The 14,599-nt window shown below is 42.8% G+C and carries 9 protein-coding genes; 8 read left to right on the top strand and 1 reads right to left on the bottom strand.

The window, feature by feature from the left end:
• Nucleotides 1-128 precede the first annotated feature (128 nt).
• The 3 genes from ACQ86H_RS20120 to ACQ86H_RS20110 are packed head-to-tail and all read left to right on the top strand — an operon-like array spanning nt 129 to nt 6,849.
• Nucleotides 129-3,446, top strand: coding sequence for a TonB-dependent receptor (locus ACQ86H_RS20120; RefSeq protein WP_431292291.1), 3,318 nt, complete (start codon nt 129-131; stop codon nt 3,444-3,446).
• A gap of 16 nt (nt 3,447-3,462) precedes the next feature.
• Complete coding sequence (locus tag ACQ86H_RS20115) at nt 3,463-4,914, top strand: RagB/SusD family nutrient uptake outer membrane protein (RefSeq protein WP_138822562.1); 1,452 nt, start codon at nt 3,463-3,465, stop codon at nt 4,912-4,914.
• Between the two features lie 9 nt (nt 4,915-4,923).
• Nucleotides 4,924-6,849 carry a TlpA family protein disulfide reductase gene (locus ACQ86H_RS20110; protein ID WP_431292290.1) on the top strand — a complete coding sequence of 642 codons (1,926 nt, stop codon included), beginning with the start codon at nt 4,924-4,926 and terminating at the stop codon, nt 6,847-6,849.
• Nucleotides 6,850-7,022: 173 nt separating this feature from the next.
• Here ACQ86H_RS20110 and ACQ86H_RS20105 read toward each other — a convergent pair whose 3' ends face one another.
• On the bottom strand, nt 7,023-7,757 hold the full coding sequence (locus ACQ86H_RS20105) for a GntR family transcriptional regulator (protein ID WP_431292289.1): 735 nt from the start codon (nt 7,755-7,757) through the stop codon (nt 7,023-7,025).
• A gap of 419 nt (nt 7,758-8,176) precedes the next feature.
• On the opposite strand from ACQ86H_RS20105, the gene ACQ86H_RS20100 reads away from it, so the two are divergent.
• The 5 genes from ACQ86H_RS20100 to ACQ86H_RS20080 all read left to right on the top strand — a co-directional run bounded on the left by ACQ86H_RS20100 (nt 8,177) and on the right by ACQ86H_RS20080 (nt 14,595).
• Complete coding sequence (locus ACQ86H_RS20100; RefSeq protein ID WP_138822568.1) at nt 8,177-9,952, top strand: class I mannose-6-phosphate isomerase; 1,776 nt, start codon at nt 8,177-8,179, stop codon at nt 9,950-9,952.
• A 6-nt stretch (nt 9,953-9,958) separates the two neighbouring features.
• Nucleotides 9,959-10,990 (top strand): sugar porter family MFS transporter, encoded by a 1,032-nt coding sequence (locus tag ACQ86H_RS20095; RefSeq protein WP_431292288.1) that lies wholly within the window; start codon nt 9,959-9,961, stop codon nt 10,988-10,990.
• 20 nt (nt 10,991-11,010) lie between these two features.
• Nucleotides 11,011-11,376, top strand: a complete 366-nt coding sequence (locus tag ACQ86H_RS20090) for an MFS transporter (RefSeq protein WP_431292287.1) — start codon at nt 11,011-11,013, stop codon at nt 11,374-11,376.
• A gap of 67 nt (nt 11,377-11,443) precedes the next feature.
• On the top strand, nt 11,444-12,580 hold the full coding sequence (locus ACQ86H_RS20085; protein WP_431292286.1) for a TonB-dependent receptor plug domain-containing protein: 1,137 nt from the start codon (nt 11,444-11,446) through the stop codon (nt 12,578-12,580).
• Nucleotides 12,529-14,595, top strand: coding sequence for a SusC/RagA family TonB-linked outer membrane protein (locus ACQ86H_RS20080; protein ID WP_431295434.1), 2,067 nt, complete (start codon nt 12,529-12,531; stop codon nt 14,593-14,595). Before ACQ86H_RS20085 ends, ACQ86H_RS20080 begins: the two co-directional genes overlap by 52 nt.
• Nucleotides 14,596-14,599: the final 4 nt, after the last annotated feature.

Raw genomic sequence — 14,599 nt, 5'->3', positions numbered from 1 at the left:
AAACATAAAATTTGATGAAGAAAAAAGTATCACCAACATGATATAGGAGCGGAATTAAGTAAACCCCGGCGGCCACCGGGGCTTACAATAGTTTTAAATTATATATCGAACAACCTAAAACCATTGCAATGTATTATAAAAATACACTTTATGCAAGTCAATCCCTATTGACTTATCACTACACTATTATCCAAAAATTAAGATTTTTCATGAAAGTAAATGCGATCTTATTGGTTATCTCATTATTTGCCGTCAGTAGCCTATATGCTGTTAACAGTTCTGCCCAGGGCCTGCAGGAAGTAACTGTATCTTTAGGCTTTTCGAAAGGAAATTTACAGGAGGCTTTTGCAAAAATCGAACAGCAGACCGATTTTCGTTTTGCTTATAAAAAAGAGGTCATCTCAGGTGTAAAAGTACCACAACTTGAGGCCAGGCAGCGTAGCGTAAAACAAATCCTTGATGCGCTTTTACAGGGCAGCGGATTAAACTATAAGCTGCTCAATAATAGCATTATTATTTTTAAGGCTCCGGTTCCCCTTACACCGGTCAATAATTACAGGGAAGAAATTAATGGTGTAGTAAAAGATGAAAAGGGTAATGAAATGCCTGGTGTTTCTGTTAAGGTGAAAGGCAAAACCATTGCCGCCATAACAGATGGCAACGGCGCGTTTAAGATCCAGGCCTCGGCAGATGATATCCTGATCTTTAGTTACATAGGTTATTCTACTATCGAGAGACCTGTGCAGAGTGCTAAACCAATGAATATATTCCTGGAGCCGCAAAGCGGAACATTAGATGCCGTTGTGGTAATCGGGTATGGAACCACTACCAGAAGAACCAATACCGGTTCTGTAACCACGGTAGGCGCAAAACAGATTGCCAACCAGCCTGTAGGAGATCCGATTGCGGCCTTGCAGGGCAGAGTTGCTGGCCTTGATATTTCTTCGGTAACTGGTTATCCGGGGTCAGCTTACAATGTACGCCTGAGGGGCCAAAATTCGATTACCGCAGGTACCGCACCTCTATATATTGTTGATGGTATACCCTTTATATCAGAAAGTCTGAGCCAGTTTTCCGGGGCAAATGGGAACCAAAGTCCGCTAGCCAGTATCAATCCCGCCGATATAGAGCAGATTGATATCTTAAAAGATGCAGATGCAACGGCAATATATGGATCCAGGGGAGCAAACGGCGTGATTTTGATTACCACTAAAAAAGGAAAATCAGGAAAACCAGCGTTTACGGCGAATGTATACACCGGAATTTCTACGGTAAGTAAACGCGTAAAGATGCTTAATGGTTCAGAATACCTGGCCATGAGGCGCGAGGCCTATGCAAATGACGCGGTTACCCCGACAGATGCACAGGCGCCGGATCTGTTATTATGGGACCAGAATCTTGATCAGAACTGGCAGGATCTGCTGATCGGTAATTCAGCCAATCTTTCTGAACTTCAGTTGGGTCTCAGTGGCGGTACAGAGCAGACTAAATACCTGATCAGCGGGACCTACCGGGACGAGAAAATAGTTTTACCCGGTGATTTAGGTTTTAAAAGAGGAGCATTGAATATGTCGCTTAACCATAGCTCGGTTGATCAAAAATTTCAGTTCACCAGTTCTTTAAAATATACACTCGATGAAAATAACACCTTACAAAGTGATGTAACCAGCTTTTTTAACCTTGCACCAAATTTCCCGATCTACGATGCGCAAGGGAATTATTACTGGATCGGAAATGAGCAGAACCCCATGGCTTATTTTGAACGTACAAATGTGAGCAATACTAACAATATTTTTGGGAATACCACTTTAAGCTATCAGTTTTTGACGGGCCTTACCGCCAAAGTAAGTGCCGGTTTTAACAAGATGGATATGAAACAGACCCAAACGCTTCCAAAATTGGGCTTCAACCCGGTCAGCTACACGGGGAGCAGCGCAAACTATGGAACCAGTAACTTAAATTCGTACATCGTAGAACCCCAGCTAAATTATAATGTTAGACTGGGCAAGGGCAGTTTAGCTGCTTTAGTGGGTGGCACCTGGCAGCACAGCCTGAGAGAAGGACAAGGTGTGACCGGAAGCGGTTATATCAGCGATCTGCAATTGGATAACATTAAGGCAGCTACACTGATCACGCCAAGAAGTTACAGTTATACCAAGTACCGCTATACATCAGTTTTTGGAAGGCTTACCTATAACTGGGATGAAAAATATATCGTAAACGGTACCTTCCGCAGGGATGGGTCTTCTAAGTTTGGTCCGAATAACCGTTTCGGAAATTTTGGCGCTGTAGGTGCAGCCTGGCTGTTTAGCAATGAGAATTTTATAAAAGAAAATCTTCCCTTCCTGAGTTTTGGTAAATTAAGGGGAAGTTTTGGTACGGTAGGGAATGACCAGATCGGTGATTATCAGTTCCTGGACAGCTGGACACCAACCTCTTATCCATACGGCGGAATTGGGGGAATATCACCTAGCCGTTTCCCGAACCCTGATTACAGCTGGGAAGTGAACAGGAAGCTGGAAGCAGGTTTAGACCTTGGTTTTTTTAATGAAAGGTTGCTACTTACTACAAATTTCTACCGCAACCGCTCAGACAATCAGTTGATCGGGAGCACACTTTCCTCGCAGTCTGGATTTACCAGCTACCAGGCCAATTTACCGGCCCAGGTAGAAAATAAAGGCTGGGAATTTGAGCTGAGTTCGATCAATATCAAAAAGAAAGATTTTTCATGGAACACTTCCTTTAACCTTAGCCTGGCCAAAACCAAATTACTGAAATACCCTGACCTGAAAAACTCGGCGAATGCAGCTAAGTACGTTATCGGCCAGCCCTTATCGATCGTGATGGGTTTCGATTTTCTGGGAATAAATCCACAAACTGGTGTTCCCGAATTCAGGGATCTTAACGGAGATAAAGCCATCACCGATCCGGCAGATCTTATCGTGATAGGAAATACGATGCCTAAATTCTATGGAGGTATCCAGAACAGTTTTACCTACAAAAACTTCAGTCTTGATTTCTTTTTTCAATTTGTAAAGCAGGAGGGGCCACTGTTAAACTATGGTTATCTGAGTTATTCCAATGGTTCTGCACTTAGAAATAAGGACATCAGTGCGCTTGAAAGATGGACAATGCCGGGCATTCCGTCGATGATACCGGGAGCAAGTGCAACTGTCGGTAAACTGATCTATACTGCATACCAGAATAATTACCGGCTGTCGAATGCGGTTTGGGGCGATGCTTCATTTATCAGACTGAAGAATGTTTCTTTGAAATACAACTTCAAAGATTTGCTTAAAAGCTGGAAATTCAACAATATCACCATGTATGTTCTGGGACAGAACCTCTTTACGATCACTTCATACGATGGCTTTGACCCTGAAACAAAAGGATATTCAATGCCTCCAATAAGTGTTTACACCGCAGGTTTACAGGTATCATTTTAACTTAAAATTAATTCCGATGAAAATTATCTATTATATATTGTCCTTTGCCTTGATCAGCGCAGGTCTGTCATGCAAAAAATATGTAGAAATCGAAGATCCAAAAGATCAGTTGGCTACTGGAACCGTTTTTACCACCGATGCTACTGCAACTGCCGCAATGGTGGGTATTTACAGCGATATGAATGCTTCTAATTACCAGTTTGCTAATGTACTCACCAGCTTTACTTGTGCTATGGCCGCTGATGAGTTCGTGTATGCTTCTGTACTGGCCAATTTTGACGAATTCAAGAACAATGCCCTAACCTCCGGAAATACCTATGTGGGGATTATGTGGTCTTCGCCCTATAATTTTATTTACCGATCTAATGCCGTTATAGAAGGCGTTTCGGCTTCTAATACACTTACACCAGCAGTTAAGAACCAGTTATTGGGTGAGGCTAAGTTTATGCGTGCCTTCTGCCATTTCTATCTGGTAAATTTCTTTGGTGATGTACCGCTCATCCTTAATACTGATGTATTGAACAATAGCAATAAAGCCAGAAGTCCTAAGGCTGAGGTTTATGCTGCGATTATCCGGGATTTAAAAGATGCCAAAAGTTTATTGGTAGCCGCTTACCCTGGAGCCGGCGAGCGTACACGCCCAAATAAAACAGCAGCTACACTTTTGCTATCGAGAGCCTATCTATATACCGGGAACAACGCTTTGGCAGAGTCTGAAGCCAATGAGGTAATCGCGAATACAACACAGTACTCGATTTTAAAAAATGCTGATCTAAATGATGCCGCAAGCATGACCAAGACTTTTTTGAAAAACTCAAACGAAGCTGTTTGGCAGCTTCAGGTTGTGAATACGCTTGGCGGAAGAAACACCTGGGAAGGGAATACCCTTATTCCAACAGCCTCACCATTTTACAGGCTTACCAAAGGAATATACGGCCTGGAGACAGGTTTCGAAGCGGGAGATAAGCGGTTCAGCAATTGGGTTGGTAGCTACAGCACTACTACAACCCCTATTGTAACGCATTATTATCCTTTTAAATATAAGGTGAGGGTTGGAGCAGCAGGTGCTGCGGTAAGCGAATATTCAATGATACTCCGTTTTGCCGAAGCTTACCTGATCCGCGCGGAGGCCAGGGTAGGACTGGGCAGATTTTCTGAGGCCAAAGATGACCTTAATGTACTTCGCGCCCGTGCCGGACTAACGCCTCTGGCTGTTGCAGCAAGCCAGGCAGTTGCCATGGCGCAGGTTGAACAGGAAAGAAGGGTAGAGCTGTTTTCGGAATGGGGACACCGCTGGTTCGATCTTAAACGGTGGAAAAGTGTGTCGGGGGATCCTTTAAAATCCCGCGCAGATGATATTCTGCCACTGAGCAAGCCATTCTGGAAACCTACCGCAGTACTTTTTCCTATTCCGGTAGAGGCCATGCGTACCAATCCCAATATGGTTCAGAATCCAGGTTACAATTAATTAATTCCTATGAAAAAAATAGTATTCAGTTATATGCTCCTCGTGCTTGCCATTGTGCAGGTGCGTGGGCAAAGCGTAACCATTAAGCCCGAAAAAATAAAGAGAGGAGATACCGTTACCATCAGTTACGACCCTACAGCTACCTATGCTAAAATAACACCTGACGCACCCTCCGTAACGATCGTTTTCACCTATTCTACTTTTTACGACCTGCCTTGGAAAATGCCAATGGTAAAAAAGGGCAAAATATGGACAGCATCTTTTGTAGCCGGCAGGTTTGCAACCTTTGCGGCTTTTTATCTCCAGAGCGGAGAGCAGATACAGCAACCTGCTGCCGATCAACACTATGTTTTGCGTGTTTTTGATGGGGAAAGGAGAGTAAAAAGCAGCTTTTTGCACGAATCTTATAGCCTTTCTGCCCAAATGCCAAAATCTCCTGATCTTCAGGCTAAAAAGCTGATTCTGCTCGGCGAAGAACTAAAAAATAATCCTGATCATTATGAGGCTAAGGTAGCACAGCTCAACACCATGATGATTATGGCAAAAAGCCCTCAAGAAAAACTGCGGTTAAGGGAGCAGGCCAGGAAAATCATTGCAGCGAAATTTGAAGAAAATCCTACGCTGCCGGGAAATGTGAACCTGGTTACGATGGGCTATCTGATGATCGGCGAAAAGAGCAGGCTCGATTCGGTGCGCAAAGTAATTATGCAGCGCTTCCCGGATGCAGATATCTCCAAAGACTTCCGCGCCGCAGTTATCGCTAAAGAGCAGGATACTGCCACCAAAATTGCAAAGCTGGAAGCGATGTTAAAGAAAAGCGATAAGCCTGGTGAAGAAGGGTCTGAAGGTATTCATAAAATGCTATTTGATTATTATGCATCGGTCAAGGATTCTACCAGGGCATTGTTTCATGCTTCCAAGCTGAACATAAAAGTTAGCCCTTACACACCTCAGGCACTTAAGGATATTGCAGCCAGGCTGACCGAAAATAAAATCGCCCCATCAGCGGCTATTGCTTATGCAGACAGATCGTTGCAAATTTCCGGTACCTGGCCGGTAGGGATTATCCGTTATTTCCCTGAGTTCGGTTATATTCCTTCCTATGTACCGGATACCACAAGAAAACAGGCCATAGCAGAGGCAAGGTCTGCGCTGCTTTCTATCAAAGCACTCAATTATTTTGAGCTGCACCAAATCGATTCAGCAAGACTGCTGGCAGACCGGGCAGTAAAACTTTCGGATGGAAGAGAGGGGTTGATTAACAGTGCCCAGGTATCTGTAAGGTTAAATGAAAATCAGAAGGCTTTTAATATCCTCTGGAAGCTGCTGATTAAAAATCCGACAGATTCAACGGTACTGAAAAGCGCAAAAATCAATTTTTTAAGATATAACCAGTCCGAAGCCAGTTTCCGGTCAAAGGTAGCGGAGCTGGAAGCTTTGGAAATCGCCCGGCTAACTGCTAAAACCACATTATCGATGATGAATAAGCCCGGACCGGAATTATCGGGCCTGGTGGACCTCGAAGGGCGGCCGGTTACCGCAGAAATGATGAAGGGAAAGATTGTAATCCTTGATTTCTGGGCAACCTGGTGTGTTCCCTGTATGCAGGAAATGCCTTATTTCCATAAGGTTTTCGAAAAATACCGCAACAATAAGGAGATCATGTTTATGGTGGTCAACAGTGGTTCCAACAATACCCTCGAAGATGCTAAAAAATGGGCAAAACAGAACCCGCAATATCAGTTTCCGATTTATTTCAACAACGATAAAAATATAGGAGAAAAAGTAGGCTTTACGGTAATTCCTACTATCGCTGTTTTAGATCAGCAGGGAAAAATGCAGTTCAGGACCATTGGGTTTGAAGGTGAGATCCTTCAGAAAAAACTTGATGTTGAAATCGCTGTTCTGCTTGAAAGAAAGCAGAAGGGTGAATAAAGATACCGACGGGCATTGGATGGTTTTTCTTGCATCTTATGCCGGTCATTTTATGTTTTAATTTTATTTTTAATGTTCTATCGCTTTTGCTTAAGAATGGTCAATTCGCTGCCCAATCACTTGGTGAGGGTTTCCGAAATCTCCGTTTAACAAAGCACAGCGTTCAATTATAGCTAATCTCTTCTGCTTTCAACCGTATAGATGAAGCTATCTGCCTTATAAAATCCGAGGTTGTATTCGATTGGTTTTTCGTCAATATCATACACAAAACGCTTCCTGAATAAGATAGGCGAGCCTACATTCGCCTCCAGTTTGGCTGCGATGAATTCATCCGCGAGCAAGGCACTGATTTCCTCTTTGGAGATCATCGCAACGACCGAATGTTCCTTTTCCAGCATTTCATAAAGGGGAGCTTTGTAATCCTCTTCGCCAGTTAGACCCACACCTGGATGGAAGTATGATTCAAAATATACGAACGGACCCTCAGGGCGGCCCCTTAGCCTAACCAATTTTAAAACTTTTTTGTCTTCCTTGATCTGGAAAAAACTTGCCAGTCTTTTATCGGGATATACCCAGCTTACATGTAATTCGAAATTTCGGATCGGAATTCCCCTGGCACTCATTTCCTGAGAAAAACTCATCCAGTTCTTCGATTTTGAACTCAGCGATTTTGATTCGGCCACCTTAGTGCCGACCCCTTTTTTGCGTATAAGCAAGCCGTCGTAAACCAGTTTATTTATCGACTGGCGTAAAGTAGTGCGTGATATGCCTAATTCTTTTGATAACTCTACTTCGTTGGGAAGCAGTTTGCCACCAACATATTCGGGGTTTTCAATTAATTTCCTTAACAATGCTTCCGCCTGTACATGTAATGGCACCTGACTTTTATGGTCTATTGTTAGTTTCATACTCGATACAATAATATAAAAATTTCGTCTCATTTACATCATGTACATACATTCTGTTGTTTTCTGTGATCATTGCACTATTTAATTCGAATCAAAAGCATACACCGCAAAAAATAATTAAAATAAAAATTTGGAAGTAATTAATTTAATAATACATTTGTATGTACATACTATAGAATGTATAATCTAACCAGATAATTAGTTGATTTCAAAAAAAATGCATGATGTTGAGCCGGATACTTTTTCTAGATACCTTTTGTATCAATTTTCGATATAATGGTGTGCCTATAATTAAAATAGGAGCCTCTTTACCGGAACAGAAAGATTTCTTTTTGTATCTATAAAATCTGCTGATGTAAGAACATTGTATGAACATGAACCAAATTCAAAATATAATTTATCAGAATCCTCATATCGATATGTCAATAGAAGAACCGATGCGAAAGACCGAGCAGGAAATTATGCCGGCATTTAGGAAAGAAATCAGCAAACCGCAGGGTTACGATATCTACCCATACTTTGCGCTGGGGGAAAAACAAATTTTCAATGGTTACGCGACTCTTGCTCATCACATTACCTTACAAAAAACTGTCATTATTGATGGTTATGTGGGGGTGTACTGGAATCTTTTGATCAGCTCGCTTAAGAAAGAACTTGTTTCCAGAGGGCTGCAAGTTAACATCATAGATACAGCTTCTTTTCTAAAAGACGAAGACTTGATCGATGAAATGGTTGAAGAGTTTCTTGGCGAGAAGGATGCCGTTTGGGGAAAAAAGACCACACTAAACTTAGGTGATTTTTTTGATCTCGAAGCTTTAAAGGCTTCAGAAGTTAATGAAGATTGCGATGTAAACCTGATTATAGGTTGCGGCGCTTCATTAAGTGAGTGGGATGCCTCCCTAATTTATGTGGATTTGCCCAAAAATGAATTACAGCATCGAATGAGTGCCGGTGCAATCTGCAATCTGGGTAAGTCTGGTCCGCAGGAGCAGACCGAAATGTATAAGCGTTTTTATTTTGTAGACTGGGTTGTACTCAATGCCCACAAAGAGCAACTGGCAAAAAATGTAGACGTTTTTGTTGATGCGCAGTGGGATGAAGACATCAACTGGGGCTACGGTGATGCTGTTCGGGATGGGCTTAAGAAAATGTCTGCATCCGTATTTCGTGCAAGGCCATGGTTTGCCCCGGGTGCCTGGGGAGGGCAGTGGATGAAACAACGCATGCCGCAACTCGATCAGAATGAGATTAATTATGCATGGTCTTTTGAACTTATCGTTCCGGAAAACGGATTGGTATTCGAAAGTGATGGGCTGCTTTTAGAGGTTTCTTTTGATCTGCTCATGTTTGCACAGGCAGGAAATGTATTGGGTAAACACTTTGAACGGTTTGGAAATGAATTTCCGATAAGATTTGATTTTCTCGACACGTTTGATGGTGGCAATCTTTCGATACAATGCCATCCAGGTCTTGAATACATCAAAGAACAGTTCGGAGAAAATATCACTCAAGATGAAACCTACTATATTCTGGATTGTAATGATGATGCGGGCGTGTACCTGGGCTTTCAGGAAGATATCAATCCGCTTGCTTTCAAACAGGTGCTTGAAGATAGTAACCTAAATGGTGTAGCGGTAGAAATTGAGCAATACGTACAGTGCCATAAAGCAAAAAAGCACGATTTATTTCTGATTCCGAATGGCACCATTCACAGTGCAGGTGCACAAAATTTGGTGCTTGAAATTAGTGCAACACCATATATTTTCACTTTTAAGATGTATGATTGGTTGAGACTAGACCTAAATGGCAAACCACGCCCAATTAACATTGAACATGCTTTTAAAAATCTCGATTTTTCCCGAAAAGGAAGTAAGGTACAACAGGAATTGATTTCTAAACCAAGTATTCTTTTTGAAAAGGATGGCTGCACATGTCTTCACCTACCTACCCACAAAGAGCATTTTTACGATGTGCACCGCCTAGACTTCGATTCATTCGTTGAAGTTGAAACAGAAAATGTTTGCCATGTGCTGATGCTTGTTGAAGGCGATTCGGTTAGTGTAACCACTGCCGATGGTTCGACCATGAATTTTCAATATGCTGAAACTTTTGTAATCCCTGCAGCAGCCGGAAGCTATAGTATTGTGAATAACTCGGACCGGCAGGCAAAAGTAATTAAAGCCTTTTTAAAATAACTCACCATGACGATACAAGAAAAACATATCGATCTCAAAAAAAATCGTTCCTACTTATACCTGGTATGCCTGGTTGCTGCCCTGGGAGGCTTTTTGTTCGGTTTTGATACTGCCGTAATATCCGGTACAATTAGCCTGGTTACAAAAGACTTTGGCCTTGATGCAGTTAGTGAAGGATGGTTTGTGAGTTGTGCCCTTCTGGGCTGCATCATTGGGGTGGCTATTTCAGGCAAACTTAGCGATAGATTTGGAAGGAAAATCGTCCTTATCCTTTCGGCATTTCTTTTTCTAACTTCTGCTTTGGGCTGCATGTATGCAGGATCTTTCTCTTCTTTGATTACCTTCAGGCTGATTGGCGGTATCGGAATCGGTGTGGCCTCAATGGTATCACCACTTTATATTTCAGAGTTTGCGCCTTCAAGACTGAGAGGAACCATGGTTTCGCTCTACCAGCTTGCCCTAACCATCGGGATTGTTGTGGCCTATTTTACGAATGCATACCTGGCAAATCACACCGGCGAAGCGCATTCGAGTGCAGAGTCACAGAAAATATTGTCTGCAGAAGTATGGCGTGCCATGCTTGGTCTGGGCGCTCTTCCTGCACTTATTTTTCTTTTGGCACTCTTCGTTGTCCCGGAATCGCCAAGATGGCTGCTCACTAGGGGGCGCAAAGATTTAGCAGAGCGGATACTCATCAAAATTGATGGAGAAGCAGCTGCAAGGAAAGAACTCGAGACTTTTTCCAGTCAGAAAATTTCTGGTGAAGAGGGTTCATTAAAAATACTTTTTAACCCGGTATACCGTAAGGCACTTTGGATCGGCCTTTTGCTTCCATTTCTCTCTCAGGTTTGTGGCATTAATGCCGTAATTTATTATGGTCCAAGAATATTAGAACAAGCAGGCTTTACGCTGAATAATGCCCTGGGTGGGCAGGTAACTATCGGTATAGTAAATGTGATATTCACGTTTGTGGCCATTTTTACGGTTGATAAATGGGGGCGTAAACCCCTGCTCTATGTTGGTGTAGGGGGGCGGTAATCTCGCTGATTATTATTGGCATGCTTTTTCAGTTTGGCATAATCTCAGGGCCGTGGATCCTCATTTTTATACTCGCTTTCATTGCTTGTTTTGCTTTCTCTTTCGGGCCGGTATGTTGGGTTGTTATCGGAGAGATTTTTCCTAACGGCATCCGGGGCAAAGCCATGTCTCTGGCTACGCTTACCCTTTGGATCGGTAATTTCTTTGTTGGTCAGCTTACACCTGTAATGCTTCAGGGACTCGGATCGTCCTGGACCTTCTGGATTTTTGCCATCTGTTGTTCTCCGGCACTGCTCCTCACCTGGAAGCTGATCCCGGAAACCAAAGGACGCTCGCTTGAAGAAATTGATGAACACTGGCAGCGAAGTCACCGTATCGCCAAATAAATTAACACTAAAAGAACCTAACCATATATTTCAGATGCCAAAAAGCATCCTAATCAACCAAAATGTTATGAGACTCAAAATTTACCAATCAACAAAACTTAAGCGACTCTCCCGCAGTCAGCTAGCCTTGCTGGTAGCGGTACTGATGCCTTTTATGCCCGGTTACCTCTCCGCCAAACCCTTTGCTTTGAGGCCATCGGAGCAGGGTTTTAAAAACATTACTGTAGGCGGAAAAGTATCAGACGAGAAGGGTATCGGCCTTCCTGGGGTGAGCGTACAAATCAAAGGCACATCGGTTGGCACTGTTACAGATGCCAACGGTAACTACAGCATCTCAGTTCCTGATAATCTGGTATCGGGAAGCCTCTCTTTTTCCTATATTGGTTATGCAGGGCAGGAGATCGCCATTGGCTCACGAAAAACAATTAATGTAAAGCTGCTTCCTTCATCTGGAAACGAATTGAATGATGTGGTGGTTGTGGGGTATGGTACACAAAAACGGGTATCTATAACCGGTTCAGTGAGTACTATTGATGCAAAGAATATCGAAAATAAGCCTGTACTGAATGCTTACCAGGCATTGCAGGGCGAAGCGCCAAACCTGATCATTCAGCAAACCAACCTCAATCCGGGAAGTGATGTTACAGTGAACATCAGAGGAGTAGGAACCCTGGGAGACAATACGCCTCTGGTGGTTGTGGATGGCATTGTCGGAGGGAATTTAAATACAATTAATCCAAATGATATTGCCAGCGTTTCCGTACTAAAAGATGCAGGTTCTGCTGCAATTTACGGTTCAAGAGCAGCAAACGGAGTAATATTGATTACAACGAAAGCGGGTAAGCTTAATCAAAAAACTACAGTTTCTTATAATGGAAGTTATGGTATTCAGGATGCCAATGTGCTGGTTCATAAAGTTCCGGCCTGGCAAAACGCCTATTATAAAAACGAATCTTTGGTCAATTCAGGTTTAAGCCCGGCTTATTCTCCGGATCAGATTCAGCAATTAAAAGATCAGGGAGATGGTACCTGGGATATAGAACACCTTTTGCGCACCGCGCCACAACAGTCGCACAATGTAAACATTGCCGGTGGTGGAGAAAAAGTGCTTTCTACGTTTCGGCAGGTTTCCAGGATCAGCAAAGTAATTTTATTGGCAACGGGGGTGAGGGATCAAAATTTGGATATCAGAAATACAATTTGAGATTAAACCAGACCAATGTTATCGGAAAATTAAGAACGAATTTCATTTTGCTTTACACCAAAACCAGAAATAAAACCAACAGCGTTGGCGACAACAATATTTTCGCCGATGCAAACAGGGTTCCTCATAATTTCAACTGGCAAGACGAAAATGGGAACTACCTGACCAATCCTTTTGCTTCACAGTACAATGAATACGGCGTATTGGAAAAAGGCGGATTTAACCAGGCAGATAATGATGAGATCTTCGGATCATTTAATGGCCAGTTTAACATTACGAAAGACTTAAAACTAACTGGCGAATTCGGTGGAACACTGCAAAACAATGGCACATTTTTCCGCCGTACCCAGGTAAACTATCTTCCTTCAGGTGTTTATGGAGATGACCGCTCGGTTTTGGATGCCAATAGCAAATCGCAGCTGTTCAATACCAAAGTTTATCTCGAATACGGGAAAAAGATTTTAGCACACGATTTTAAGGTTCAGTTGGGGGCTTCGAGCGAAAATTATTCACAACGAGGCTTTCAGCTTCAAAAAACATTAACAGATCAATTGCTGGGTACACCAACAACAGGAACTATCGTCGATCCCATCAATTCCAATAACAGCTTAGCCATTAATTCCAATAGTTTGCAGTCTTTATTTGGCAGGCTAAATTATTCCTTTAAAGACCGTTATTTACTCGAAGCAACAGCACGTTACGATGCTTCCTCAAAGTTTGCCAGGGGCAACCGCGGCAGTTTCTTTCCATCGGTGAGTGCAGGTTGGCTGATCTCTCAGGAGTCTTTTATGGAATCCCTGAAGCGTACGGTAAGCAATCTGAAACTTCGTGCCTCTTATGGTGTTTTAGGAAATCAGAATGTGGGTAACTTCCAGTATCAAACCACCTATTTTAACTATGCAAGTGCATACGGCTTCAATAACATTCCGGTAGGTGGGGCGGGTACATTGTTATCTAACCGGGATTTGACCTGGGAAAAAGCAGCTACTTTAAATATCGGTTTAGAAGCAGGGTTTTTTGACAATTCATTAACAGCTACTTTTGATTACTTCAATAAAGTAACCAGAGATATTCTTCAGCCAAGGCAGGATATTCCAGCAATCTTTGGTGCAGCAACGCCTGATTTTAACGTGGCAAAAGTGAGGAGCAAAGGCTGGGAAGCGTCTGTTACTTATAACCTGCGTGGAAAAAATGTAACTCAAAGTTTTAGCCTTAACGTTGCCGATAACCAGAACAAGCTGCTTAAATTATCAGGAGGAGCAACCGAACAGATCATTAATCAGGATGTATTCCAATTGCTCAGACGTGTTGGCGAACCAATTACGCAGTATTACGGATATCAAACCAATGGATTTTTTCAAAATCAGGCAGACATCAACAACTCTCCGAAAATTGCCGGAAACGCAGTTGTGCCCGGAGATGTAAAATTTAAGGATCTGAACAACGATGGCGTAATTGATGCAAAAGATAAAACTGTATTGGGCAACCCCTTCCCGAGATATACTTTTGGATTTACTTACCGGCTGGCTGTAAAAGGCTTTGATCTTCAGCTGTTCATTCAAGGTGTGGGGAAACGCGAAACTTTCCTTCGCGGAGAGCTTGTTGAGCCTTTCCATTACGGTTATGGTGCTACAGTATATGAACACATGACCGATTACTGGAGCCCGGGAAATCCTGATGCACGTTACCCGATTTTTGCCAACATCGGATCGCCATCGAATACGAATAACTGGAGAACGGGGTCTGACCTTTACAAATATGATGCTGCTTATGCACGCTTGAAGAATGTAAACATCGGCTATACCTTGCCACAGGCACTCACTCAAAAAGCAGGTATTCAGCGCCTGAGAGTTTCCCTTATCGGGCAGAATTTGTTTACGCTTTCAAAACTTAAATTTATCGATCCGGAAACTTCAGAATTCGGGAATAACCTGAGTACCGGTTCCGCCTCGAACAGTGCCCGTCAGTATCCGTTACCGATTTTTTACGGAGCAGGTCTGGACATCACCTTTTAATATT

This window comes from Pedobacter sp. P26 (assembly GCF_050632135.1).
In the GTDB taxonomy this organism is placed as follows: Bacteria; Bacteroidota; Bacteroidia; order Sphingobacteriales; family Sphingobacteriaceae; genus Pedobacter.
The sequence above is the reverse complement of the archived record's forward strand: the minus strand, read 5'-3'. Positions and strand labels throughout refer to the sequence as shown.